This window comes from Gemella haemolysans (genome assembly GCF_012273215.1).
Taxonomy (GTDB): domain Bacteria; phylum Bacillota; class Bacilli; order Staphylococcales; family Gemellaceae; genus Gemella; species Gemella haemolysans_A.
On record NZ_CP050965.1, the window covers coordinates 632106 to 658525 of the forward strand.

At 28.6% G+C, this 26420-nt stretch carries 22 protein-coding genes and 1 pseudogene; 21 read left to right on the top strand and 2 right to left on the bottom strand.

Translation table 11 applies throughout. The features are described 5' to 3' along the window. The first annotated feature begins 9 nt into the window (after positions 1–9). Both gatB and FOC48_RS10095 read left to right on the top strand, forming a co-directional pair. Positions 10–1437, top strand: a complete 1428-nt coding sequence (gene gatB / locus FOC48_RS03070; protein WP_003146247.1) for an Asp-tRNA(Asn)/Glu-tRNA(Gln) amidotransferase subunit GatB — start codon at positions 10–12, stop codon at positions 1435–1437. A gap of 509 nt (positions 1438–1946) precedes the next feature. Beyond that, positions 1947–2078 (top strand): hypothetical protein, encoded by a 132-nt coding sequence (locus FOC48_RS10095; protein ID WP_003146245.1) that lies wholly within the window; start codon positions 1947–1949, stop codon positions 2076–2078. A 236-nt stretch (positions 2079–2314) separates the two neighbouring features. On the opposite strand, the gene FOC48_RS03075 is transcribed toward FOC48_RS10095, so the two are convergent. Both FOC48_RS03075 and FOC48_RS03080 read right to left on the bottom strand, forming a co-directional pair. Then, entirely contained in the window at positions 2315–3301 is a 987-nt protein-coding gene (locus FOC48_RS03075) for an alpha/beta hydrolase fold domain-containing protein (RefSeq protein WP_003146244.1), read from the bottom strand. Positions 3302–3591: 290 nt separating this feature from the next. Next, a complete protein-coding gene (locus tag FOC48_RS03080; protein ID WP_003146242.1) occupies positions 3592–4086 on the bottom strand; it encodes a type II toxin-antitoxin system RelB/DinJ family antitoxin in 495 nt (164 codons plus the stop codon). A 187-nt stretch (positions 4087–4273) separates the two neighbouring features. Between FOC48_RS03080 and FOC48_RS03085 the strand changes: the two genes are divergently transcribed. The 19 genes and pseudogenes from FOC48_RS03085 to clpB all read left to right on the top strand — a co-directional run bounded on the left by FOC48_RS03085 (position 4274) and on the right by clpB (position 26368). Next, positions 4274–4768, top strand: coding sequence for a hypothetical protein (locus tag FOC48_RS03085; protein WP_003146241.1), 495 nt, complete (start codon positions 4274–4276; stop codon positions 4766–4768). A 103-nt stretch (positions 4769–4871) separates the two neighbouring features. Next, positions 4872–5354: a GNAT family N-acetyltransferase gene (locus tag FOC48_RS03090; protein ID WP_003146240.1), complete on the top strand. Its 483-nt coding sequence runs from the start codon at positions 4872–4874 to the stop codon at positions 5352–5354. Positions 5355–5690: 336 nt separating this feature from the next. Beyond that, positions 5691–6230: a hypothetical protein gene (locus FOC48_RS03095; RefSeq protein WP_003146238.1), complete on the top strand. Its 540-nt coding sequence runs from the start codon at positions 5691–5693 to the stop codon at positions 6228–6230. Between the two features lie 186 nt (positions 6231–6416). Further along, positions 6417–6926, top strand: a complete 510-nt coding sequence (locus FOC48_RS03100; RefSeq protein ID WP_035466779.1) for a hypothetical protein — start codon at positions 6417–6419, stop codon at positions 6924–6926. A gap of 639 nt (positions 6927–7565) precedes the next feature. After that, positions 7566–8021 (top strand): annotated as a pseudogene (locus tag FOC48_RS03105) (DUF4391 domain-containing protein); the annotation flags it as partial. A gap of 205 nt (positions 8022–8226) precedes the next feature. Then, complete coding sequence (locus FOC48_RS03110; protein WP_003146234.1) at positions 8227–9222, top strand: hypothetical protein; 996 nt, start codon at positions 8227–8229, stop codon at positions 9220–9222. Then, positions 9219–10676, top strand: a complete 1458-nt coding sequence (locus tag FOC48_RS03115) for a hypothetical protein (RefSeq protein ID WP_003146233.1) — start codon at positions 9219–9221, stop codon at positions 10674–10676. Before FOC48_RS03110 ends, FOC48_RS03115 begins: the two co-directional genes overlap by 4 nt. 349 nt (positions 10677–11025) lie before the next feature. Next, complete coding sequence (locus FOC48_RS03120; RefSeq protein ID WP_172497843.1) at positions 11026–12246, top strand: DNA cytosine methyltransferase; 1221 nt, start codon at positions 11026–11028, stop codon at positions 12244–12246. An 18-nt stretch (positions 12247–12264) separates the two neighbouring features. Further along, complete coding sequence (locus tag FOC48_RS03125) at positions 12265–13929, top strand: hypothetical protein (RefSeq protein WP_172497845.1); 1665 nt, start codon at positions 12265–12267, stop codon at positions 13927–13929. Between the two features lie 71 nt (positions 13930–14000). After that, the gene (locus FOC48_RS03130; protein ID WP_003146227.1) at positions 14001–14567 is read left to right on the top strand and encodes a DUF5067 domain-containing protein; all 567 of its coding nucleotides are present in this window, start codon (positions 14001–14003) and stop codon (positions 14565–14567) included. 263 nt (positions 14568–14830) lie between these two features. Further along, a complete protein-coding gene (locus FOC48_RS03135) occupies positions 14831–16264 on the top strand; it encodes a PTS mannitol transporter subunit IIBC (RefSeq protein WP_003146225.1) in 1434 nt (477 codons plus the stop codon). Positions 16265–16404: 140 nt separating this feature from the next. After that, positions 16405–18387, top strand: coding sequence for a BglG family transcription antiterminator (locus tag FOC48_RS03140; RefSeq protein ID WP_003146224.1), 1983 nt, complete (start codon positions 16405–16407; stop codon positions 18385–18387). A 228-nt stretch (positions 18388–18615) separates the two neighbouring features. Continuing rightward, positions 18616–19059 carry a PTS mannitol transporter subunit IIA gene (locus tag FOC48_RS03145; protein WP_003146223.1) on the top strand — a complete coding sequence of 148 codons (444 nt, stop codon included), beginning with the start codon at positions 18616–18618 and terminating at the stop codon, positions 19057–19059. Between the two features lie 31 nt (positions 19060–19090). Next, the gene (locus FOC48_RS03150; RefSeq protein WP_003146222.1) at positions 19091–20239 is read left to right on the top strand and encodes a mannitol-1-phosphate 5-dehydrogenase; all 1149 of its coding nucleotides are present in this window, start codon (positions 19091–19093) and stop codon (positions 20237–20239) included. A 420-nt stretch (positions 20240–20659) separates the two neighbouring features. Beyond that, on the top strand, positions 20660–21352 hold the full coding sequence (locus tag FOC48_RS03155; protein ID WP_003146221.1) for an alpha/beta hydrolase: 693 nt from the start codon (positions 20660–20662) through the stop codon (positions 21350–21352). Positions 21353–21393: 41 nt separating this feature from the next. After that, entirely contained in the window at positions 21394–21861 is a 468-nt protein-coding gene (locus FOC48_RS03160) for a GNAT family N-acetyltransferase (RefSeq protein WP_003146219.1), read from the top strand. Positions 21862–21955: 94 nt separating this feature from the next. Next, the gene (locus FOC48_RS03165) at positions 21956–22717 is read left to right on the top strand and encodes a nitroreductase family protein (RefSeq protein ID WP_003146217.1); all 762 of its coding nucleotides are present in this window, start codon (positions 21956–21958) and stop codon (positions 22715–22717) included. A gap of 197 nt (positions 22718–22914) precedes the next feature. Continuing rightward, positions 22915–23097 (top strand): hypothetical protein, encoded by a 183-nt coding sequence (locus tag FOC48_RS03170; protein ID WP_003146215.1) that lies wholly within the window; start codon positions 22915–22917, stop codon positions 23095–23097. 688 nt (positions 23098–23785) lie between these two features. Next, positions 23786–26368, top strand: a complete 2583-nt coding sequence (clpB, locus tag FOC48_RS03175; RefSeq protein WP_003146214.1) for an ATP-dependent chaperone ClpB — start codon at positions 23786–23788, stop codon at positions 26366–26368. Positions 26369–26420: the final 52 nt, after the last annotated feature.

The following is a 26420-nucleotide window of genomic DNA, read 5'->3' on the forward strand; positions in this document are numbered from 1 at the left end:
AGAAACAAGATGCATTTTGAAACAGTAATTGGACTAGAAGTCCATGTAGAATTAAAAACAGATTCAAAAATATTCTCACCATCTCCAGCTCACTTTGGTGCAGAACCAAACACTAACACAAACGTTATCGACTTAGGATACCCAGGGGTACTTCCAATAGTAAACAAAAGAGCGGTAGAATGGGGAATGAAAGCAGCAATGGCGCTTAACATGACAGTAGCTCGCGAGTCAAAATTCGATAGAAAAAACTACTTCTATCCAGATAACCCGAAAGCATACCAAATCTCACAATTTGACCAACCAATCGGGGAAAACGGATGGATCGATATCGAAGTTAACGGAGAAACTAAACGTATCGGTATTACACGTGCTCACCTTGAAGAAGATGCTGGTAAATTAACTCACAAAAATGGTTATTCACTAGTTGACCTTAACCGTCAAGGTACACCACTTATTGAGATCGTATCTGAGCCAGATATCAGAACTCCAGAAGAAGCATATGCTTACTTAGAAAAATTACGTTCAATCATTCAATACATCGAAGTATCTGACGTTAAGATGGAAGAAGGATCAATGCGTTGTGACGCGAACATCTCTATTCGTCCTTACGGTCAAGATGAATTCGGTACAAAAACTGAGCTTAAAAACTTAAACTCATTCACTTTTGTTAAAAAAGGTTTAGAGTACGAAGAAAAACGTCAAGAGCAAGTTATCCTTTCAGGAGGAAAAATTGATCAAGAAACACGTCGTTTCGATGAAACAACAGGTACAACAAAACTTATGCGTGTTAAAGAAGGTTCAGACGATTACCGTTACTTCCCAGAGCCAGATATCGTGCCTATGATCATCTCAGACGAATGGATGGAAGAAGTAAGAAAAACTATTCCAGAACTTCCAGACGCTCGTCAAAGAAGATATCAAGAGGAACTTGGATTACCAGCATACGATGCACACGTTCTTACATTAACTAAAGAAATGTCAGACATGTTCGAAGAAACTGTAGCTTTAGGAGCAGATCCAAAATTAGCTTCTAACTACTTAATGGTAGATGTGAATGCATACTTAAACAAAGTACAAAAAGAACTTAAAGAAACAGCATTAACTGCAGAAGGTTTAGCAGGAATGATTAAATTAATCACTGACGGAACAATCTCAAGTAAAATAGCTAAAAAAGTATTCGCAGAACTTATCGAACACGGTGGAGATGCTGCGAAGATCGTTAAAGAAAAAGGTCTTGTACAAGTATCAGATAGTGGACAATTATTAGCTTGGGTTAACGAAGCATTAGATAACAATCCAAAATCTATCGAAGATTACAAAAACGGTCGTGACCGTGCGATTGGTTTCTTAGTAGGTCAAATCATGAAAGCCTCAAAAGGACAAGCCAACCCACAAATGATCAACAAAATGTTATTAGAAGAAATCGCAAAACGATAATAACGAAAATAATAAATGAACTCGAAGCAAGGAGAAATCTTTGTTTCGAGTTTTATTATTAAAATGTAAAAACTGGACATTCGTAGTTAAAAAAGTGGACATTGGGGAATCGAACTGGACATTAATAGTTAAAGGAGCGGACATTTGGGAATGGAATTGGACCTTTGTGGTTGAAAAAGTGGATATTGAGAAATGAGACAGGACTTTTGAAAAAAAATATAGTGGATATTAGATTTAATGTTAGATATTATTAAGGATATATAGAAAAAGTTTTACTTTCATGCTCACTTATTGTTGAATAAGAAGTATAAAAGTAAAACGAGTAGAATTATCAAATAAGTATAATATTTAATTTGCAATAAATGCAGCTAATGGTGATTCAGTTATATATTTTATAATACTCTAAAATTTTCACTCTATAATCAAAGTATGCTGATAAAATTAGCACTAGAAGATAAATTAGATGATTATTTAGAAATATTGCGGAGAAGAAAAGAAAGGAGAAAAAAATGGAAGGCATGACAGATGAACAATTTTTCGAATATAAAGAGACTCTTCTAAAGTTAGTATTAGAAAAGATAAATAATAGTAAAACATTAGAAGAAGCTAAAGAAAAAATAGAAGATCTAATTGAAAACTAGAATTTATACAAAACGAAAAAGGTAATCTAGAGAAGTATTAGTCACCTTTCTCCGTTATTAAGATGATAATAACATAGAAATATTTTAAATTTAATTTAAAGTTTTTAAAAATATATAAGATACAAAATTCAAAACTAAATGGAAATAGACCACAAAAATTTGTTAGTATTTTTGTGGTTTATTTTTTTTTTTATTAAATAAAGAAAGCTATTTGAATTAGAAATATTTACTTACTATTAATTCTTCACAAACTCAACAATTTTATTAATAGCTACATCTGCTTCTGGGATTGGGAAAGCAGGGAAGACATGGTTTAGGTTTTCTCCGATTTCGAAATCAGTTTTTATATTCGCTTTACGAAGTTTTTCGGCTAATAAAACTATATCAGGGTATAAGAGCTCACGAGTTCCTGAGAATAATAATACTTCAGGTAAAGCTTTCATCTCCCCGTATAATGGAGAAACCTTCCAATCAGATAAGTCTGTATCACCAGCCCAAGCTTTAGCATCAGCTAGTAAAGTATCTACGTGAAGTAGAGGATCTTTTTTGATATATTGTTTAATATCAGGATTCGACATAGTTAAATCAACCCATGGACTTAGTAGGATAAGACCTTTAGGTAATTTAATATTGTTTTGAACAAAATCTTGAACTAATCCAAGTGCTAAACCACCACCAGCACTATCTCCTAAAATATATACATCCTTGTCTGGATTTTTAGAAATATAGTCTGTATATAATTTTGTTAAAAATTCATAGCTATCTTTATAAGTATACAAAGGAGCTAGACCGTAATCAGGAATGATAACCTCAGCATCAGCTTCTTGAGCAATTCTATCTGCCATCTCCCACTGAATATCTACGAATTCATGAACGTAAGAACCACCATGAATATAGAATATAGTAGAGTTAGAACTATTTACACTGTTTAAATGCCATACCTGTCTATCGGAAACGATTCTAGTATAAAATTTAGACTCAGTATCGAATTCATAGACATTTACAGTTTCTTCGATTTTATCAGCTTTTTGTTTTTCTAGTCTTTTAGTTTCATCAATATCTCTAAGTTTTTTATACTTATTACCAAGATATAACTCGATTAAACCAGCTTTTGTACTACGGTTATAACGTAATTTTTGATAACCAGCAAAACTACCGATAAGAACAGGTAAAGTAGCCACAAGTGAAGCTACTGAAACAACTTTTTTATTAAATTTTGTCATAATAATCTCCTCTTATTTACATAAATGTAAGTGTTTTATTTATTTACAATTATAGTTTATCAGAAAATAAAGTGATTGTAAAAATAAAAATCTGAAGAAAAGGAATAAGGAAAAAAGAAAAGTTGGAAGTGAACTTCCAATTCAAGGTAAAAAAGGCAAAAGTTGGAAGTGAACTTCCAGTTAAAAATATGTTCTTTGAAAGATCAATAAAATATTTATAATAAAAAAACAGGAGCACCTTAAAATCAAATCTGTTGAGGTACTCCTAAAAGTTCTTTATTTAATTTATACTATCTAATTAAATAGTAATTCGTAATATATGTATTCACGATATCACGTAGTTGTTCATCCGTTAGTCGTTTTAATTCTGGGAAGGCGATTGTAGATAATTCTAATAGATTATTAATATGCTCTTCTGTAAAATCTTCTTGATCTATCTCCTCAGTATTATTTGAATATAGAATGAATAGTTTACTAGCTTCATCATCTGTAAGACCTCTAATTTCACAGGCTAGGGTAAATGAAGGTTCTTCATTGAATCTATCTTTTATGTATTCATTAATCTCATATACAGCTGATTTAATAGTGAAGTGACTAGAGATAAAATCAGGACTTTCAACGTATTTTGTTTGTTTCACTTCAAAAGGTATGCCACCTTCATTAACAGCTTTTGTAAGGAACATGTTAATAGCAGTTTCCAAATTTAATCCAAGACTATAAAACAAATCCTCTGCTTCATTTTTTAATTCATTATCAATAGTTAAAACAATTTTTGATTCACTCATAATATACTCTCCTTATTTAATACATTAATTTTAACGTAGAATGATTAATTTTTCAAGAGAGCTTTATACGAAAAAGTTAAATTCAAGGACATTTATAAGAATAGAAGAAAAGTTATAATGAGTTATAAGAAATACTATTAAATATGGTATAATAGAGTGTAAGAAATTTAGGATTGAGAGGATCTTTATGAAATTAGAATTATTGCAAAAAGCGATAGAAGAAAACTACAACGCATTATCGGAAGTTAGTAAGGCAGCATTTAGTTTAGAACCAGTATCAGATGAAAGATTAGTAGAAATCGCAAAAGATGTAAATGAACAGTTAGGATATGAACTGTATGATAAACTAGATAAAGAAAGCTTAATAGCGGACTTCTCAACTACATCAAGAGAAATGTATAAATATACTCTAGATAAATCAAAATTCTTAAATGATAGACTAGAAAAAGCGTTAGTAGAACATTGTGACGATATATTAGTAGATGTAGTAAAAGCACACGAAAACTTCGATTCAATGGAAACATACGAACTATACACACTAGCATTCGAAGTAAATGAAAAACTGGGATATAGATTATTCAGAGATATCTATTCATACAGCCTAAGACGTGACTTTGAGAGAGTGGCAAAAGCAGTAGAAACATACAAAAAAGAAGGTAAAATAACGAAGTTTATTAAGTAGGAAGTTTGGTAGGGATACTGAGAAACAGGATAATAACATTAAGAAATTATTTAATTATCATAAGAATAAACTTTATAATAAAAAAATCATTGGGAAATAAAGTATGCTTGAATTAAAAAAGATTAATAGAAACAATGTAGCGGATATTCTGAAATTAGAAGTTTTAGATAGTCAGAGAGAGTTTGTGGCTACAAATAAAAGTAGTATCATAGAAGCGTATATAGCAATTACTGAGAATAATGATGTATTTACATTTGGTATTTATAATGACGATACACCTATTGGTTTTCTAATGATAGGTTTTGATGTAAATTCAGATGATGAAGGCGCTCCTAAGATAGCTAAAAGGAATTATAATATATGGCGTCTTATGATAGATAAGAAATTCCAAGGGAAAGGATTTGGTAAAAAAGCAATGGAATTAGCTTTAGAATTTATTAATACCTTTCCTTGTGGTACGGCAAAATATTGTTGGTTATCTTATGAAGATGATAATGATGTAGCACGCAAGCTCTATAAGTCAGCTGGTTTTGTAGAAACTGATGAAAAAGATGGAGATGAGATAGTGGCTATTATGAAGTTATAGAAGAAATAATTCTTTTCTTGGTAATATTATTATAACTAAGACTCTAACACTTAAGGTATAGAATAGTTTTATGAAGACAGAAAAAATAGTGATTTAAGTATTGAGAGATTAAAAAGTAAATGTTAATATGAAAACAAGGTTTCCGATTTTTTTATGGCGATCCAGATAAATTTATTTATATTAAATAATCATCTTTCCTGGTCAAAGTAAAGATGGTTATTTTTTGTTTTATTAGTACATAAAATTGGACTAGTTATATTGTATTATTATAATGAATTAATTTAAGTATATTAATTATAGAGTTGGTACAATTAATAATATATAGAGAGGAATAAAATGATTTTAAAATTATTATTTTTACATAAATATAAAAATATAGATATTGAAGAATTAAAGAGTGATTTTAGTAGTGTATTTGAAATCAAGAATAATGAAATGATTTATAAGAATATAAATTATAAGTTTGATGTAGTAAAAGCTCAAGAAAGTAATAATATTATTTTTAGTATATCTACTAAAAATAATGGAAATAATCTAGGAAATGCAAAACTAATTGAAGATATTAAAAAAGCTATAAAAAATGGAGGACATAGAAAAAATTATCGAATTATCACAATATATGATGACTCATCAAGATATTTTTGTGATAAAGCATCAATAATTGTGTCTAAATTCGAAAGAGCCCTGCGTGAGTTTATATATTTGACAGTTATTCAAGCGTATGAAGGTGACTGGGTGGAGAAAACCATTAGTAAAGAAATTGAAAATTCACATAAAGAGAAAGGGATTAATCAAAAACAGTATATAGAGAATGCGTTAGAAGAGTTCTCATTCTATGATTATATTAATTATTTATTTACTGAAAGGGAAGAATGAAGTAATGAAAAAATAATAGAAGAGTGTAAAGTTGAAATCAAAAAACAAAGTCCAAATATTAATTGTATAAAAGGAATTTTAGAAAAATCTGTTAAAAAATCTTTATGGGATAGGCTATTTTATAAATATAATATTGCACTTGTGAAAGAGGATTTAGAAATAATTCGATCAAGTAGAAATAAAGTAATGCATAATAAAGATTTTTCATTTAGTGAGTTTAACTCTACCAAAAAGCTATTAAAAAAACTGACTAATGCAATCGAGAAAGAAATTATAAATATAAATGAAGAGAAGTATAAAGAAAATGCAAATATAACAGCGGTTCATAATTCATTTAGAGATGCATTTTCAAATGCTTTAGAGGTAAGTGAAATATTCAGTCAATTAACTGAAAATTTTAAAAATGTGAATTTAGGATTAAAAGAAGTAGTATTATCAGAAAATCAAAAAGAATTAAGGGAACTACGTAAAGTAATGGAAGAGACAGTAATAAAGAATAATGCAACTTTAATAAATAATCTGAGAAAACATGAAGGTGATTTTAATGGTTTAAGAATTATTTCGGAAGTATTAAATAATCATAAAAGTCCGTTTAACTTAGCTACTAATGAAATTAATGAGATAAGTAAAAGTTTTAAAAATGCTTTTGGATTATTGAATAAAGATATATTTAAAATAAATGAAAACGATGAATAAGTAATTTAGCTATTTTAATAAAATTAATAGTTGTATATTATGAAATAGTATTTTAATTTAATAGGTGTAAAAATTGGAAAGATATTTTAATATAGCAGATAATGAAGAATGAATTGTACCTCATATGTATTGCTAATAAAGATACATAAGTGTATAATCAAAATACACACACGGAAGTGTTAATTATGATGAGTATAAAGACAGAATCTGTATATGAAAATAATATAAGAAAATGTTAAAGTAGTAGCGGAAGCGATACTAAAAAAATGGGATTAACAAGGGAAAGTATAGACAAATTATAATGCATTACAGTATTCTATTCCCACTTGAAATAAAAAAGAAACAATATCAGAGAAATAAAGAAAAATTATATAAGAGAAAAATATTTCAAAAAGAGAGGAATTATTAAGTTAAGATATTCAAACTAATAATTATTGTAAAATAACAAAAAATATATAGTTTATTTAAATTTAGAGGAATTACAGAATTGAAAACTAAAAGTACATGATAAATTTATTTTCTTGGTATAAAATAAAGAGGTGAAAAGATGCTATGATTACCTGAAAGTACAGAATTTAATAGATTCATACCAAAACAGAAGTTCTATAAAGATCATTATGCAACCCCCCCCCTTCTAGTAAAATTAAGAACTATTTTGTAAATCAGATTAAGTCTATAATATGGGAAAATAAGATAAATCATACAACTATGAATATAGCCAAAGGTAAGTTAGTAGAGGAAATAGAGGTATTTAGAGTAGAACTCTATGATTATGAAATTGATGATTCAGTATTATATACTATAGAAGAAAATATACCATATCATATTCTTTTTGTATTTGAATATATCAATAAGAGGAAATATTCTTTAAGTTATAAAGAAGTTAGTAGGGAAACAGAAACCATAACTATACACAGAATATTTCAATCAGATTGGGTAAGTAAAAATGAAGCTTTGTTAAAATTTTCTGGTATTAGTTTAGACAATATGTATGAAAATATATTAAATAATATTGCTAATTATGAATTAGACATATTCTTAGGTGATACATTAAAAGAGAGAGTATTAAATAGTATAGACTATGAAAAAAGATGAATAAATTAATAGTCTATCCAAATAAGTAAAAAATGAAAAACAGTTTAATAGATTAGTAGAATTAAATTTTGAATTAAAAGAATTAAGAAATAAAAAAATTACTATTGAAATAAAATAAAATTTGAGAAGTAAAATGATGAGAAAATGAGAATGGAGCTGTTAAGATTAATTTCTATAAAGACAGAAAAAATAGAAGGAGATTTTTATGGTAAATAGAAGCGCTAATGCAGTTATGTTTGGATTTGATTTTCAGGTTAATGCTGCAATAGTTTTAATGTTACAAAACATAGAAGAATTAGTATCATTAAGATTAGAAGGAAATGATGAAGATATAGAAATAATATTAGATGATGGAGAATGTGTATTCGCACAAGCTAAATCTGTTGTAAAAGCAAGTAGTGATTTTAGTAATGTAAGAGAAAAGCTTTATCATGCACTGATAACATTATCGGAGGCTTCACGTGAAGCAAATGTAAAAGAATTGATACTTATTACAAATTCACTAAATCCTCTGAATCTTAAAGAGAATGTTTTTTTTGGAGAATCATATAGATTTTATCCTACTCTTCCAGACTCTTCAAAAGAAGTAATAGACAAATATATAACAAAAATAGATGAACCCTTGGATTTGAATAAATTCATGATTCAAGTATTACCATTTGAGACCGACTATGATTTAGAAAAATATAAGGTAGTAAGACAAAAAGTAGATAGTTTCATTGGAAAATTAGATTTGAATATTACTGGAATTGTAGATAAGACTCTTGATATGTGGCAAAATATTCTTTTTAAAAATGGAACAAAGCAAGATAAGGGGATAAAATTAAAGAAACGGGATATTATTTGGCCTATAATTTGCATTGTAACAGATATAAGTAGGAACGACAATGAATGGTTAGATATTGATGATGAATTATATGAGGAAGTTTGTGCCAAATACAATGATATAATAAGAACTTATAGCGAGAAATTTGAATTGTTTACTCGTGTATTATATGATTATAATAAATTTGAATCAAAAAATAGAAATAGAGAAAAAATATTTGAATTTATTAATAAAAACTGGAGTAATTATAAAAATGAACTATCATTAGTAAATAATTGTGGAGATTTAGAAAAAGCTTTAATACAAGTAATTATATATAGTATTCTGAATGGCAGAAGAACTATTAATAGAATAAAGGAGAGGGTAAATCTATGAAATTTATATCATTGCATATTAAAGAAGGTATTTATGCTAGAAAAATAGAATTTATTGATGGAGTAAATTTAATTTTTAGTAAAAAAAATAGTAGAGGAAAAACAACTGCATTAAGAATATTGTTGTATGGATTAGGATATGCTATACCAAATACAAAAAAAATGAAATTTGAAAAACTAGATATAAAATTAGAGGTAGAAATAGAAAAAAATAGAAGAGTATTACTCAATAGAATTAATAAATCCTTATTGGAGCTTACTGTTGATAATGAAAAACAAACATTTATACTACCTAATCAGCAGGATGCACTACATAAATTTTTGTTTAAAACTGATAATAAAGATATATTAAGTAATCTTTTAGGAAGTTATTATTTAGATCAAGAAAAAGGATGGACATTGTTAAATCGAGGAAAGGTTATAGGTGAGATTAGGTTTAATATTGAAAGTTTAATACGTGGTTTATCTGATATAGATTGTAAAGATTTAATAGCGGAAGAGAAGAAGTTAAATAATGAATTAGAAAAATATAGACAAATGAGAAAAGTTTCTGAATATAGAGATTCGATATTGTCAAAAGAAAATTCTTTAGTTCTTGATACGAGAGAAGATGAAATTAATAGTGAATTAGATCAATTATATATAACAGAGAGACAGTTATCTATAGAGATTTATAGAATTGATAGGACTTTGTCAGATAATAGAAGAATAGGTAAATATATATCTGAGATGAAATTATTGATTAATTTTAAAGGAGAGGATATTTGTGTGTCAGAAGAAAATATTGTAGGATTAACAGATTCTATAGAATTTTTAAAAGCAAAAAGAAGATATATTGCTAATCAATTGAAGGATGTAAAAGATAGAATTTTAAAAATAAAGAAAGAAAAAGAATTAGAAGTAGAGAAAGAATATGGTCAATTAGGATTTTTTAAAATATCAACACAAATTGAAGAATTTGACAAACAAGTGTTACAAATACCATTAAATACGAAAGCAATAAAAAAACAGATAGATAGTATAACTGAAGAAAAAAAGAAAATAACAAAAAAAATAAATAAACTTACAAAAGAGTCTGCAAGCTTCGTATCTTTTATCTCGAATAAGATAGAAAAATATGGAAAAGAATTGGAGCTAGAGAATATTACGAAAGGCTATCTTTTTACAGATGACCTAAAAGTTCTCTCAGGTGCTGTCTTACATAAATCAGCATTTGTATTTAGATTAGCATATATTTTAGCTATACAAGAGAAACTAAATATAAAATTGCCTTTAATTCTTGATTCACCTAGCGGGAAAGAGGTGGATAGAGAAAATGTAACGAAAATGATGGAAATATTAAAGAGAGATTTTTCTGAAAATCAAATAATTATCGCTTCAATATTTGATTATGATTTTGATAACATTAATAAAGTTGAAATATTCGATAGATTACTGGAAGAAATTGATGAATAAATAAATGATAACATATAAATTTAAAAGTACTTGTTAATTTTAACGAGTATTTTTTCTATAGAAAAAGTACTATAATTTAAAGCTTTCCCCAGTAACACTAAAAGAATATACAAATTCACTAAAAATAAGAAAAAATAAATAAATCTGAATTGTAGGGTATAAAAATATATGAATGTGTGAAAGTTAACGCTTTTGAGTGAGAGGAGATTAAGAATGAGATAAATTCACAAATTAGTGTACATGATTTTAGAAATAATAATTAATTTAAAATAAAAAGCTATATAGAATTATTATACAAAATTTTATGATATAATAAAGTGTTAATAAAATTTTAAAGGAGTAGTTATACATGACAAATTCTGTAAGTTCTACAAGATATAATGTTGCCGCTTTTTTTAGCGGAGTTGGTGGAATTGAATTAGGTTTTGAAAAAACTAATAAGTTCAGAGTGGTGTATGCCAATGAAATTGATAAAAATGCTAGAATAACATATAAATTAAATTTTCCTGATGTTTTTCTGGATCCTAGAGATATTCATGAAGTAAAACCAGAAGAAATAAAGGAAGAAAAGTTAGATGTTATTGTGGGAGGATTCCCTTGCCAAGCATTTAGTATAGCAGGTTATAGAAAAGGGTTTGAAGATGAGAGAGGTGATTTGTTTTTTGAATTATTAAGAATAATAAAAAACAAGAAACCAAGAGCTATTTTCTTAGAAAATGTAAAAAACATGGTTACTCATGATCATGGTAATACTTTTAAAGTTATAAAAGAAGCTTTAACTGAAAATAACTATTATATAAAATGGAAAGTATTAAATGGTAAAGATTATGGAAATGTACCTCAAAATAGAGAACGTATTTATATAGTTGGTTTTTTAGAGAAAGAATCATTTGATAAATTTGAATTTCCAAAAAAGATTAAGTTGGAAACAAAGTTGTCAGATATTATTGATTTTGATATAAAAGAAAAAGAAATATATTATTATAGAGATGGGAAACAACCATTTTATGATAAATTAAAGGATGAAATAACTAGTCAGAACACTGTATATCAATGGAGAAGACAGTATGTTAGAGAAAATAAAAGTGGAGTAGTTCCTGCACTAACAGCTAATATGGGAACTGGTGGTCACAACGTCCCGTTAATATGTACCTCATCAGGAGAAATAAGAAAATTAACTCCAAAAGAAACTTTTAATGCTCAAGGATATCCTAAAGATTATAAATTACCTGAGGATGTTTCTAATGGTCAGCTGTATAAACAAGCTGGAAATAGTGTAGTAGTACCAGTGATTACTAGAATTGCCGAATATATTTCTTTAGCATTAGATGGAGTATTCATACAAAAAAATGAAACGAAAATGTCCTCTAGATACTCTATAATATATACAAAAATGCAAAGTCGTTTTGAAGGTGAATCATGCGTTAAAGAAGTAGTTGAAACCCTTGAACAAGCAAAAAATTGTATAAAAAATTATGATAAAAAATTACCTACTTTAACTAGTGAAGAATATCTGAAATTAGTAAAGAAAGGTGGAAGCTTAGAATTTTATAGCATAGTAGAGATTTAATAAATAAAGGGATAAATCATGTGGTTTAAATTAAATAAAGAAGATAAACAGAATTACAAACTATTAATAACAAACTTTGCGAGCTTAAGTGAGGCTTTTTCTCAAAAAAAGGAAGATGAAGAAAGTGATGATTTTGTAGCACCTATTATTAATTCTAAATTTCAAGAAACAGTATTTCAAAAATCATTCAACGCTTTTGGCGAAGATATATCAAATACATCATTTGATGCTTCTATAATTTTAGATGAAAAAAATAAATACTTAGTAGGGATAAAATCATTTGGAATTTCTTCTGGAGATCAAAAAATAGCCCAATTTAAAAGTGATAGCCAATCAAGAGGTTGGATAGATAAATTCAACACAATAAGAGACAATTCTCAAAATGCAAAAACAAAAGAAGAGAATGATAGAATAAATAACAATTATTATTATGAATTAGCTAAAGAAATATCATTACTTAGAAATAAACGTATTGCTTCTTCGAAAGAGCAATTAAAAGGATTTGTATATGATGATGTGACTGTTAAATCAGTCTATCATGTTTTAATGCCATCAAAAAAAGGAGAAAAACCTAAAATTTATGTTGGAGAAATTGAATATTTACCAATTGATATAGAAAATATTGAGATAGAAGGAGCAACGTCATTAAAAACTCCTACAAACTTTAAATTTAATGATGGAAGACACTTTTATAAATATACATCCGCAGATAGTCAATTATATATGAATTTTAAAAATAAAGATATTGTATTAGAAGAATGGGAACTTGAATATGTAAAAGATCCGTTTTATATATTTGAAAAACTACACTTACTTTCTAGAAAATCTGAAGAAAACAAGATATTACAAACAGTATCGTGGATGATACCTAATAAAGATGGGAAAGTAGAGGAAAGTTCAGGGTTTAATGCATTCGATGGTTCAAGTAAAATTGGGAAAAATAGTAGAGAAAAGAGAATAAAAAAATTAGAACAATATCTTAAAGAAAACTTTACTATTGAGGATACCAATTTTGTAATTGATTTACTAAAAAAAATATTGATTGAAAATACTGAAAAGGTAGAAAAAAAACAACTAAGATCTAAGTTAATAAATTTTATTGAAAATCTAAATGATGATTACTTAACAAATGAAATTGAAAAAATGGTGTATAGACCTGTAGGAGAAGTATATATTCCTATACCGGATTCTAAAAATTTCCATAAGAATTTTCCAGATTTTTTTGCCAAGAATGCAGGAAAATTAAAACAGGGAAAAGCTTCATTAGCGTTGCCAAAAGAAAATAGAACTTTTAAACTTAAATTCATTTCTTCAGGGAACGTAATTGATGCATATATCAACCAAGACGCAGGAAAGGCTATTCAATCAATTGATAGACAAGATATTTTGGGTGAGTGGTTGTTAAGAGGAGTATTTCAGTTAGAAGAAAGAGAATTACTAACTTCAGAACGATTAGCCGAGTTACATATAAATGCAATAAGATTTACAAAGTATGTAGATACAGATGAAATTGGGATTGAGTTTATTTGGATAGATGAAAATAATCCTCCAGAAGATTCAATAGGATGGGTTGCAAAAAATAAAATATCAAAAATTGAAAAAATAAAAACTAACAGAAAATTACATAAGAATATATCTAGAAAAGTTGCAGATCCACAAGAAGATAGTGATTATTCTTATTAAGTATTTTATGTTATTAAATTCTATAATAAAATTGTAGATTTTTATAATATAAATTAAATTATAAAAGGATTATGAAATCAAAAAAATTATTAACAGCATTAATAGCGTCTAGTTTATTAATAAGTGGATGTTCAACAATGAAGGAAGAGAAAAAAGAAAATCCAGTTAGAAATGAAACTAACAATGGTAAGGTTAATTCGTCTAGTAGAGAAGTAGAGTATACTTTTAAAGACGGAAAAGTAATAATGAGGGATATTGATTTACGAATTACCAAATATAAAATAATTCCTGTTGGTGCTGAAGGTAATGAATACGGGGATTCTCCAGTTATAGCTTTTTGGTATGACACAACAAATAAGAGTGACAAAGATACAATCTCACCTAGTGTTGCTTGGTTAGCTGCATTTCCAAATGACGCAGTTCAAGATATTGATAAAAATAAATTAAATAGGCTTCAAGTTGCAATGCATCCAGATAAAAAATTATTGAAGAATCAGAATGCTATTATTAAGAAGGGTGGAACTGTATCAGGAGCCGTAGCATATAAACTTGTTGATTTATCTGCACCAGTTAAACTTACTGCCTATAAAGGAGTAGATGGTATTGAACTAGGTAGCCAAGAATTTACTGTGAAATAAATTTATTCGGATTGATATTATATCAGTCCGAATTTTTTGTTGAAATTATCCTATTATTCCCATCTGTCAACCTTAACCTCAAACTATTTTTAATATTTTTGCCAAGTTGAAATTATTTCTTAAAATACTGGTATTAAAGTATTTGTGATACGTTTTCAATTTGGCGAAATTCATTTTGCCTACTTTGATATTGTTCGTTGACTAGGCAGAATGTATAATGAGTTCATAAGATAAAAGTAAAAAACAAAAGGAGATTTATACTTATGAGCGAAAATAAAAGTAGTTTAAAAGTTTTAGTTCAAAAAGTCGGTACTGCTCTTTCAAGTATGGTAATGCCTAACATTGGTGCATTCATAGCTTGGGGATTAATTACTGCATTATTTATACCAACAGGATGGATGCCAAACGCAAAACTTGCGGCATTAGTTGCACCAATGATATTCTTCCTATTACCACTATTAATTTCTTATTCAGCTGGTAAAAACGTTCATGATGAACGTGGAGGAGTTGTAGCGGCGATTGCTACTATGGGTGTTATTGTTGGAACAGTGACAATTACAGAAAAAGGTTTAGGTGGAACACCAATGTTCCTAGGAGCTATGGTTATGGGACCTATCGCAGCTCACCTAATGAAAAAATTTGACAAAGCAGTTCAACCAAAAATTAAAACTGGATTAGAGATGTTAGTAAACAACTTCTCAGCTGGTATTCTTGGATTTATCTTAGCTATTTTAGGATTCTTTGGAATTGGACCTATTGTTAAAGTTATTACTAATGCACTTAGTGCTGGTGTAGATGTAATCATTAATGCGCATTTATTACCACTTGCTAACGTGTTTATCGAACCAGCAAAAATCTTATTCTTAAACAATGCGATTAACCACGGTATTTTAACACCAATCGCAACTGAACAAGCATTAAATACTGGTAAATCAGTTTTATACTTATTAGAAGCTAACCCAGGTGTTGGATTAGGTATCTTATTAGCTTACGTGTTCTTTGGAAAAGGTTCTGCTAAAGCTTCTGCTCCAGGTGCAGCAATCATCCACTTCATCGGTGGTATCCACGAAATCTACTTCCCATACATCTTAATGAAACCTTCATTAATCTTCGCAGCTATGGCAGGTGGAGTAAGTGGTACAGCAACATTCCAATTATTAGGTGCAGGTCTACGTGCTCCAGCTTCACCAGGTAGTATTTTAGCAGTACTTGCTCAAACAGCAACTGGAAGTTACTTTGCTGTAGTAGCTGGTGTAGTAGTATCTACTTTAGTAACATTCGTAATCGCAAGTATTATCTTAAAACGTGATAAAGGTGAAGGAGATTTAGAATCAGCACAAAGCAAAGTAAGCAACATGAAAGCTGAATCAAAAGGTCAAGACGTAGCAGTTGATACTGCAAGTGAGACTTCTTATGCTGATGTTAAAAGAATCATCTTCGCTTGTGATGCAGGAATGGGAAGCTCAGCAATGGGTGCTTCTATACTACGTAACAAAGTGAAAAAAGCTGGACTTGATTATGAAGTAACAAATGTAGCGATTAGAAATCTAAATGAAGAAAGTGGATTATTAATCGTAACTCAAAACGAATTAACGCCAAGAGCGAAACAAATGAATGGAAAAGCTCTACACGTATCTGTAGATAATTTCCTAAACAGTCCAAAATACGATGAAATCGTTGAGAATTTGCAAAAATAGAAAAATAACTATATAATATTTTGTAAATAGAGACGGTAGTGTTTATGACTTCTTCTTAGATAAGGCGCTATGCATTACTAAGAGGAAGTCATATTTTTATTATTAAAGAAAGTTTTGGATATTTTTTGAATGGAGGTCATATGTTTAACGAACGTGAAAAACTAATATTACAAGTTTTGTTGAAAAATACTGATGAAGCACTTAGTATAAAAGAGATAGCTAAGGCTACAAAAATAAAAGAAAGAACACTCTATAGAGAGATTAAAAACTTAGAAAGTTCATTAGATCAACTAGGAATAGATTTAAAGAAAGAAAAGTCTAAATATGTACTAAAAGGTGATTTATCTGAGTTAGATTCTTCACTATTTGAGGCTAGTTTTGAAGATTATGCATATTCAACAGAAACTAGATTGAATTTAATATTATGCTTTTTAATTTTAAGTGAAGATACTTCGATTAAAGATATCTCTGAGAAACTAATGTTAAGTTATAATACTGTTGCGACTGCAATAGGAACTATCGAAAAGATTCTGTCTGATTATAAACTGACATTAATTAGAAAAAAAGGTCATGGTATTGAAATAGAAGGTAGTGAGGTAGATCGTAGAGTACTGCTAATTTCATTATTATGTAACGAAATTAGTGATGAGGAATTTTTCACTAGACTAAATGATCGTAGTATTTTATCAAGTAATCCATTCATAAAATTCTTGAATTTTGACTTTTTAAAAAAGGTATTTTATCAAAACAAACATCTCGATGTGTTCAAAATTTATACCGATTCTAGTATAAAGAAAGTTCTTATAAGTTTAAATGTAGTTTTTCTTCGAATATCATATCCAACTGATATTAAAGAAAATATTACGAAACAAGAATATGATAGTATTAAGTCACTATTAACCGCTTCTAAAGATATTATTGAATTCGATATTACAGATGATATAATCCAATTTCTTGTCAAAATATTAAAAACATGTCGTTTAATCGAACAACTTTCATATTTAAATGATAAGTATTCATATACTCTAGTATATAAGATAAGCTTATTGATAAAATATGTTTCTGAAAAAATGAATGTGGACTTCATGCAAGATACGAATCTTTCTAGCGGTCTTATTGCACATGTTGAATCGGCGATAAAAAGACATCAGATGAATTTAACTGAGGAGAATGATGAATTACAAGATTTTGTATTGAAAAATTACAATGAGTTATATCTTGTAATTAAGTCAGAACTGTTAGTTGTGTTTGATGAAATTATGTTTAATTCAACTGAGTTAAGTTATATCGTTATACATTTTGCTTCTAGCTATGAACAAATTTATAGAAAGAACTTTATTCGTGCTCTAGTAATATGTGCTAGTGGAATAGGAAGTTCAAAAATATTGGGTAGTCAGATTAGAAAGAATATTCCTGAAATAAAAAATCTAGAATATACAATTCCTAGTAAGGTAACTAAATCTTTAGTAAACAATTATGATGTAGTTATATCTTCAATCGAACTGGAACAAGATGTCGATTACTTATTAATCCCGACTATACTAAAAGAAAAAGATATAAATTTAATTCGTGAGAAAATATTATCTAGTAGAAGTTTCAAAAGAAATAATACTGTTAAAAGAAAGAATACTGTCAATATTGATAAACTTAGCAGTGCGTGTCGCATTATTTTGAAGAACACTGAGTATGTTGAAACTGAAAAATTAGATGATTATGAAGTGATATTAGATGATATACTGACAAATTCAGCACTGAATATTACTAACAAAGATGAAATTTATAATAGTTTATTAGAAAGACATAATAAGAGTTCAGTAGTTATCCCTAATACTAATATAGCTCTTTTCCATACTTTGAATAATGATATCGAAGAACCATTTGTTATTATTAGTTCATTAAGTGATGCTATCGTTATGAAGGATTCAATGGGTAGTGATCAGAATGTTGATAATTTTATAGTGATGGTCAGTCAAAATCAACAAGAATTTACAGATTTACTTAGTCAGATTAGTATTGCGATATTAGATGATGAGGTATTTACTAAAGCTTTGGCTAGTAAGAATAAAGATTTTATTCTTACAAAGATTGAACTAATCTTGAAAAATTATATTTTACAGTTATAGTTATAATAGCGACTTGGAAATTTATTTCAGGTCGTTATTTTGTTGTAAAGGAAGTTCATATATAGCGATGTTTTAAAGTGATTTACTGCTGAATTTATTTTTTGGCAGTATTTATAACTCTATTTTGGCAAAAAGTGTTTCGCCGACTTTGATATTGTTTAGAAGGATAACTAAAGGTATAATTAACTTAGAAGAAATAGAACAAGAAAACTCGAAGGAGAAATGAAGATGAATTTAACAAAAAAAGATATTAGATTAGGACAAGAAATTAGCAACAAAGAAGAAGCTATTAGAAAAGCAGGAGAAATCTTAGTAGAAAATGGTTATGTAGATAGCGGCTATATTCCTGCGATGTTAGAAAGAGAAGAAATCGTATCAACTTACATGGGGAATTTTATTGCGATTCCTCATGGAACAGATGAAGCAAAAAAATCAATTAAAAGCACAGGAATTTCTATTATTCAAATTCCAGGAGGTGTTTCATTTGCTAAACCTGAAGATACAGAAGACAAGATGGTATTCGTAGTATTCGGTATAGCTGGTAAAGATGGGGAGCATTTAGAATTATTATCAAAAATAGCAATCTTCTGTTCAGAACAAGAAAATGTTATAAAATTAGTAAACGCTGCTACTGAAGAAGAAGTTATTACTTTATTATCAGAAGTTGAATAATTAAAAATAAAATTAGTAAGAAGGTATTACAATGAAAAATTTACATTTTGGTGCAGGAAATATCGGACGTGGGTTCATAGGAGAATTATTAAATAAATCTGGATATCACATTACTTTTGTAGATATTAATAAAGATGTGGTTAATGATTTAAAACGCCGTGATACATACACTATTAGAATATTAGATGAAAATATCGAAGAAGTTGAACTTAATAACTTTGATGCTTTAAACATTGCTGAAGAAAAAGAACAACTTTATACAGCAATCGGTGAGGTTGAATTAATTACTACTTCTATAGGTCCGAATGTTCTGCCTATCATAGCTAAAGATATCGCAGAAGGATTAAAATTAAAAGTAGAGAATAATAATACTAAATTATTAGATATTATCGCTTGTGAAAATATGATTTCTGGATCTGATTTTTTAAAAACAGAAGTATTTAAACATCTTTCAGAACAAGAACAAGAGTTCGTTAGTAAATATGTAGGATTCCCAAATTCGGCAGTAGATAGAATCGTACCAGCTCAAAAACATGATGATGTTCTTCTAGTTGAAGTGGAGAAATTCTGTGAATGGGTTATAGAAGCGGATAAAATTAAAGTAGAAAGTAATAGAAATATTGAACAAGTACACTACGTAGAAGATCTTAATCCATTTATTGAAAGAAAACTATTTACGGTAAATACAGGGCATGCAGCACTAAGCTATATTGCGAATTACTTAGGTATTGAGTTAGTTTCAGATGGTGCTAAACATGCTGATGTAAGAAAAGATTTCATCGCTGTATTAGAAGAAACTAGTGCATTACTTGAGAAAAAATGGGGATTTGATAAAGCAGAGATGGAAGCTTATAGAAATAAAACAATCAAACGCTTTGAAAATCCACGTATTGTAGATAATGTTTCTAGAATTTGTCGTACTCCTATAAGAAAATTAGGGTATAATGAAAGATTTATTAAACCTATTAGAGAAACAGAAGAATTAGAATTATCAAATAGTGCTTTATTAAAAGCTTGTTCATATATTCTTACATTCAAATCTGAAGAAGATGAACAATCAGTAAAACTTGAACAACTAATTAAAGAAAAAGGTGTTATCGAAGCGTTAAGGGAAGTAACAGAATTAACAGATACAGCTTTATTAAATAAAATTAAAGAAGGTTATGAAAAATTAGTTTAATAATACATATTAGTATCTAACTATAAAAATTATGACATGACGTGTATACATAAGAATGAAATAGTATGTATTATTAGCAATTGATATATAAAATAATAATCGAAAGTCTTTGGAATAGCTGATTCCAAAGGCTTTTTCTATGTTTGTGAAATTTGAGTAATATTCTGGGTGTAGCTATTGACATTACTACTAAAAATGGTATCATTGTAGCAAGAGTTAATAATAGATTATAAAATGAAAATATGGTAATGATAGAGAAAAGGGAATAAGCTTTGTTAAGAATTAATAGGAATTCTTATGAAGTATCCAGTATTAATGGAATACTAAAAAACTATTAATATAGTTAGAAGACGATGTTTAAAGAGAAATGAAGAGAATTATATTATATATGTATAAAGAAATGTTACAGGAGAGAAATTAATGAAACACAGAAAAGAGAATTTTTTAATAGACAATAAATCTTGTATTGGATATATAACTGATGCTGCAAAATACTTATTGATCCAACCTGTTGATGGACATGATATTGAAGTATTGGATAACGAAGTTGCAAAAATTCAAGATAATATAGATAAACAATTCTCGCTTATTGCTTTTAAAATAGAGGATTGGAATAGTGAACTTTCTCCTTGGGAAGCCCCTCCGGCATTTGGAAATAAATCTTTTGGTTCAGGTGCTAAAGACACTTTAGAATTTATTGAAAGTAGATTTATACCAACGGTTAAAGAAAAATATAATCTAGATAATGATATTAAGTTTATTCTAGGTGGATATTCTTTGGCAGGTTTATTCAGTCTTTGGAGTGCGTATAAGTCAAATATATTTTCTGGTATTGCTGCCGCTTCTCCTTCTGTTTGGTTTAATGGCTGGGAAGAATTTATGAATAATAATACACCATTAAGCAACACTATTTACCTAAGTTTAGGTGATACTGAGGAGAAAACGAAAAATAAAGTAATGTCTGCTGTTGGAGATAATATTAGAAAACAGGAAGAACTATTAAAAAATGATAAAATAAAAACAATATTAGAATGGAATAAAGGTGGGCATTTTAGTAATTCAGATATACGTGTAGCTAAAGCATTTATTTGGTGTATTGAAAATTTGGGTTAAAATAACTTTAGTTGATAATTAGAGAACTGGAGGAATAATAAATGAATATTGCATTAGTAAAAGTAACAGAATCTGATATGAAAGAAATATGGGAGATGCAAGTAAAGGCATTTAAGGGTCTATTAGAAAAGTATCAAGATTATAATATGAGCCCAGCTACTGAAAGTTATGAGAATGTTTTGAATAAATATAAACAATCTTGGACTAGTTACTATTTTATTACTATAAATAATGAAAAAGTTGGAGCGGTTAGAGTCATAGATAAAAAAGATGGAAGTAGGAAACGTATAGCACCTATTTGGATCATGCCTGCGTTTAGAAATCAAGGACTTGCTCAACTTGTTATGAGAGAAGTAGAAAAAATATATGGTTCACATCATTGGCAATTAGATACAATTTTACAAGAACAAGGTAATATTTATTTATATGAGAAGTTGGGTTATAAGAAAACAGGTGAGATTGTGAATATAAAAGACGGAATGGATATAGTGTATCTTTATAAAGATTAAAAATATAGAATTTAACCAGCCTATTTCCTTTCATTCTATTCTTTTTCACGTTATAATTAAATTACTATTACTAGAATTTTTTCGGAGGTAACATATGAATGAAGTTATTAAAACGATGTTAGATCATCGTTCAACTCGTAGTTTTGTAAAAGGAAAAGAACTACCTAAAGAACATCTTGAGCAAATTATCGCTAGTTCTAAACAAGGATCTAGCTGGATGAATGGTCAACACTATAGTATTATAGTAACAACAGGTGAAACTAAACAACAAATCGCTGATTTAATCCGTGATAAAGCACCTGGTAATGCAGCTCATATTGAAAACTCTGGCGCGTTCTTACTATATTGTTTAGATTATACTAACATTAAATTAGCGTTTGATATTGAAGGTGGAGAATTTGATATTTCTAATCAACATGAGCCACTACTTATCGGTACTTTAGATGTTGGTATTGCGATGCAAAATGCTGCATTAGCTGCTGAATCTTTAGGATATGGAATTGTTTATTGTGGAGGAGTAAGAGGCTTTGGAGCTAAGATTTCTGAATTACTAAATATTCCAGAAAATGCTTTGTTCCTATGTGGATTAAGTATCGGTGTTAAAGATGAAGAGTTATCTACGGAAAAAGTTAAACCTAGATTACCAGACGCGGCTAATGTAGGATATAATGAGTTTCCTAAATCAAATGTTGAAGTATTAAAAGAATACCGTCAAACTATGATAGACTTCGCAGAAGCACGTGAGACAAAAACATGGACTAAGAAATTCGCTGATTTCTATGCACAACCTTCAGGAATAGAAAAAGTAACTAAAGAACTATTAGAAAAAAATGGTTTTGTGAGTGAGAAGGAATAAAGAATAAGATTAAATTAGAAAACCGCTTATGTAGTTTCATGCTAGATAAGTGGTTTTATCTAACAAACACCTTTTTTAATTTTCATATTGTTATCCTTAGATTTTCATGATATATTTTAGATAGTGGAATATAATTATTATTAATGTTTAGTTGCAAATTTATTTTTAGTTTCTATTTTATAAAGGAGGTTCTTCTTATGAAATATAAAAAATTCAAGTTAACGACTTCTATTTTATCATTAGGTAAATTTAATAACCACATTTTTAGATCTGAACAAGCTATACAACAATTATATTGGCAAGATAAAGGTATTGACGCATATTATCATATAAGTAAAAGTATAATGAGCTTAAACTACGTATCTTATGTTGTGATTTAATCATGCTTAATAAATTTTATAACATAATAAGCTTAATACTTTTTCCTATTTTATACTTTTCTTATATAAAAAACACATTAAAAATAAACATAAATCAAGATCATATAAAAACCTTTATTATATTATACTTAATAATGATCCTAAGTATAATTATTGAATATTTGTATACTAAGAAAATGAAAAATAAAAAATAACAAATTAATTTAACAAAAAATAGATGTAAGATAGAGGTCAGATATATAGACGCATAAATAACCGCCACATATGTATTTTAATAATATATATGTGGTGTCTTTTGCATAAAAAAAAACACCTATGAAATTTCATAGGTGTCTTGCAGAGCAGAAATTAATCTCTCTGAGAAAGTTACCAGTAGAGTATATATTTTTATATCTCTAAGATAATATTAAGTATAATATATAGTTTAAAGCTTGTCAACATAAGGTTTATGAGTTTTTTTTTTTTTTAATTTTTTTCAAAAAAACTATTGTCAAAAAAGGTCAAACATGTTATAATTTATTTAAGGTCAAAGAAGGTCAAAAAGATAAAACTTAAATATATTCCATAAAACCTTTTAGTTTATTGAGTATTTAAGTGTATCTTTTGAAGAGTGGATCTATTTTTAGAGATACTGATCAACGAATAAATGTACCTTTTGATCTAATAATTTAATCAAAGGAGATTTACAATGGATATTAATAGTTTTACTAATAGTGTGAAAGAAATCTTAGCGAAATCTTCCGAATTTGCAACAGATAAAAAAAGTCAAAGTATTACGAGTGAGATGTTCTTAAAAGCGGCACTTACTGGTAGTAATTTATATAGTGATATATTAGGAAGAGTAAATGTTGATAAGGTGAATTTAACTCATGAGTTAGATAATGAGATTGCGAAGGTAAATAGTGTAGAAGGAGATAATATCAATTATGCTAGTTACTTAAGTAATGATTTGAATGCTTTATTAATAGAAGCTAATAAGTATAAAGAGAAATATGAAGATAAATTTATTTCGTGTGAACATATTGTTCTAGCGAGTTATTTGAAAAATAGTATAGTAAAAAAATATATCGATAAGGTAACTACGTTAAAAGATTTAGTAGCTGTTATCGATAATATCAGAGGAGGTAAAAAAGTTATGAATGAAAATCCAGAAAACAACTACGAAGTTCTAGAGAAATATGGTCGTGATCTTGTAGAAGCTGCACGTAGTGGTAAAATTGATCCTGTGATAGGACGTGATGAAGAAATAAGAGATGTAATTAGAATTCTATCAAGAAAAACAAAAAATAATCCAGTGTTGATAGGGGAACCTGGTGTAGGTAAAACTGCGATTGTTGAAGCACTGGCTCAACGTATTGTACGCGGTGATGTACCTGAAAGTCTTAAAGACAAAACTGTATTCGAACTTGATCTTACTAGTTTAGTCGCAGGAGCTAAATATCGTGGTGAGTTTGAAGAACGACTAAAAGCTGTATTAAAAGAAGTTAAAGAACAAGAAGGAAAAATTATTCTATTTATAGATGAAATTCACATGCTTGTTGGTGCTGGTAAAACTGATGGAGCTATGGATGCTGGTAACATCTTAAAACCAATGCTTGCTCGTGGTGAACTACACTGTATCGGTGCTACAACTCTTAATGAATATCGTCAATATATCGAAAAAGACTCTGCGTTGGAACGTCGTTTCCAAAAAGTTCTTGTTAAAGAACCTACTGTAGAGGATACAATCTCAATTCTACGTGGTCTTAAAGAAAGATTTGAAGTTTATCATGGTGTGAAAATCTCTGACCGTGCGATTGTAGAAGCTGCTGAATTATCTAACAGATATATTACCGACAGATTCTTACCGGACAAAGCTATCGATTTAATCGACCAAGCTTGTGCTACTATTAAAACTGAAAATTCTTCTAATCCAGCTGAATTAGATACAATTAATCGTAAAGTTATGCAACTTGAAATAGAAGAAAAAGCCCTAAGTGGAGAAGATGATGATGTATCTAAAAAACGTTTAGAAAACTTAAAAGAAGAGTTAGCTAATCTAAAAGAAGAACAAAACAAACTACAATTACAAGTTGATAGTGAAAAAGAAAAATTATCAGCTGTTAAAAATCTTCGTGAAAAAATTGATAGAGTTAAATTAGAATTAGAACAAGCTCAAAATAGTTATGATTTAGAAAAAGCTTCTGAGTTACAATATTCTACTTTACCAAAATTAACTCAAGAATTAGAAGAGCTAGAAGAAAAATCTAAACACGAAGAATATAAACTTCTAAAACAAGAAGTTACTGAAGATGAGATTGGATTTATCGTCAGTCAAATGACTGGTATTCCTGTAACTCGTCTAGTAGAAACTGAAAAAGAAAAATTATTACATCTTGCAGATACTATTCATGAAAAAGTAATAGGACAAGATGAAGCTGTAGAGAGTGTAACTAATGCAATCTTACGTTCTCGTGCTGGTATCGCTGATCCAAATAGACCAATCGGTAGCTTCCTATTCTTAGGTCCTACTGGGGTAGGTAAAACAGAGCTTGCTAAAGCATTAGCTCTTAACTTATTCGATGATGAACGTAACATCGTGCGTATCGATATGAGTGAATACATGGAAAAACACTCAGTTAGCCGTTTAATCGGTGCCCCTCCAGGATACATCGGATATGAAGAAGGTGGTCAACTTACTGAAAGTGTAAGACGTAATCCTTACAGCATTATCTTAATGGACGAAATTGAAAAAGCTCACCCAGATGTGTTCAATATCTTACTTCAACTTCTTGATGAAGGTACACTTACTGACTCTAAAGGTGTAGTAGTAGATTTCAAAAATACAATTATCATTATGACTTCTAACATTGGTTCATTAGAACTATTAGAAGAAGTTAAAGACGGTGTAATTTCTGAAGAAACTCGTAAAAATGTTACTAACCAACTTTACGGTTACTTCAAACCAGAAATTCTAAATCGTATGGATGATATAATTATCTTCAAACCATTAACACAAGATAATATTAAAGGTATCGCTAATAAACTTCTTAACGAACTTGTTGCACGTATTGCTAACAGAAATATTACTTTAACATATACTGATAATATTTCTGGTTGGGTTGCGACTGCTGGATTCGATATGAAATTCGGTGCTCGTCCACTTAAACGATTCATCCAAAGTCAAATCGAAAACAAACTTTCAGTTGAATTAATCCGCCATGGTATCGAAGATGGAATGGAAATCCACTTAGACTATGTAGATGATGAATTGAAAATTGATATTAAATAATATATTGATTTAGCGCAATATAGAGAATAACTCAATAAATGCGATTTATCTG

Coding starts and splice junctions, on each gene's coding strand:
- gatB (WP_003146247.1), top strand. CDS start 10: ATGCATTTTGAAACAGTAATTGGACTAGAAGTCCATGTAGAATTAAAA.
- FOC48_RS10095 (WP_003146245.1), top strand. CDS start 1,947: ATGGAAGGCATGACAGATGAACAATTTTTCGAATATAAAGAGACTCTT.
- FOC48_RS03075 (WP_003146244.1), bottom strand. CDS start 3,301: ATGACAAAATTTAATAAAAAAGTTGTTTCAGTAGCTTCACTTGTGGCT.
- FOC48_RS03080 (WP_003146242.1), bottom strand. CDS start 4,086: ATGAGTGAATCAAAAATTGTTTTAACTATTGATAATGAATTAAAAAAT.
- FOC48_RS03085 (WP_003146241.1), top strand. CDS start 4,274: ATGAAATTAGAATTATTGCAAAAAGCGATAGAAGAAAACTACAACGCA.
- FOC48_RS03090 (WP_003146240.1), top strand. CDS start 4,872: ATGCTTGAATTAAAAAAGATTAATAGAAACAATGTAGCGGATATTCTG.
- FOC48_RS03095 (WP_003146238.1), top strand. CDS start 5,691: ATGATTTTAAAATTATTATTTTTACATAAATATAAAAATATAGATATT.
- FOC48_RS03100 (WP_035466779.1), top strand. CDS start 6,417: ATGCATAATAAAGATTTTTCATTTAGTGAGTTTAACTCTACCAAAAAG.
- FOC48_RS03110 (WP_003146234.1), top strand. CDS start 8,227: ATGGTAAATAGAAGCGCTAATGCAGTTATGTTTGGATTTGATTTTCAG.
- FOC48_RS03115 (WP_003146233.1), top strand. CDS start 9,219: ATGAAATTTATATCATTGCATATTAAAGAAGGTATTTATGCTAGAAAA.
- FOC48_RS03120 (WP_172497843.1), top strand. CDS start 11,026: ATGACAAATTCTGTAAGTTCTACAAGATATAATGTTGCCGCTTTTTTT.
- FOC48_RS03125 (WP_172497845.1), top strand. CDS start 12,265: ATGTGGTTTAAATTAAATAAAGAAGATAAACAGAATTACAAACTATTA.
- FOC48_RS03130 (WP_003146227.1), top strand. CDS start 14,001: ATGAAATCAAAAAAATTATTAACAGCATTAATAGCGTCTAGTTTATTA.
- FOC48_RS03135 (WP_003146225.1), top strand. CDS start 14,831: ATGAGCGAAAATAAAAGTAGTTTAAAAGTTTTAGTTCAAAAAGTCGGT.
- FOC48_RS03140 (WP_003146224.1), top strand. CDS start 16,405: ATGTTTAACGAACGTGAAAAACTAATATTACAAGTTTTGTTGAAAAAT.
- FOC48_RS03145 (WP_003146223.1), top strand. CDS start 18,616: ATGAATTTAACAAAAAAAGATATTAGATTAGGACAAGAAATTAGCAAC.
- FOC48_RS03150 (WP_003146222.1), top strand. CDS start 19,091: ATGAAAAATTTACATTTTGGTGCAGGAAATATCGGACGTGGGTTCATA.
- FOC48_RS03155 (WP_003146221.1), top strand. CDS start 20,660: ATGAAACACAGAAAAGAGAATTTTTTAATAGACAATAAATCTTGTATT.
- FOC48_RS03160 (WP_003146219.1), top strand. CDS start 21,394: ATGAATATTGCATTAGTAAAAGTAACAGAATCTGATATGAAAGAAATA.
- FOC48_RS03165 (WP_003146217.1), top strand. CDS start 21,956: ATGAATGAAGTTATTAAAACGATGTTAGATCATCGTTCAACTCGTAGT.
- FOC48_RS03170 (WP_003146215.1), top strand. CDS start 22,915: ATGAAATATAAAAAATTCAAGTTAACGACTTCTATTTTATCATTAGGT.
- clpB (WP_003146214.1), top strand. CDS start 23,786: ATGGATATTAATAGTTTTACTAATAGTGTGAAAGAAATCTTAGCGAAA.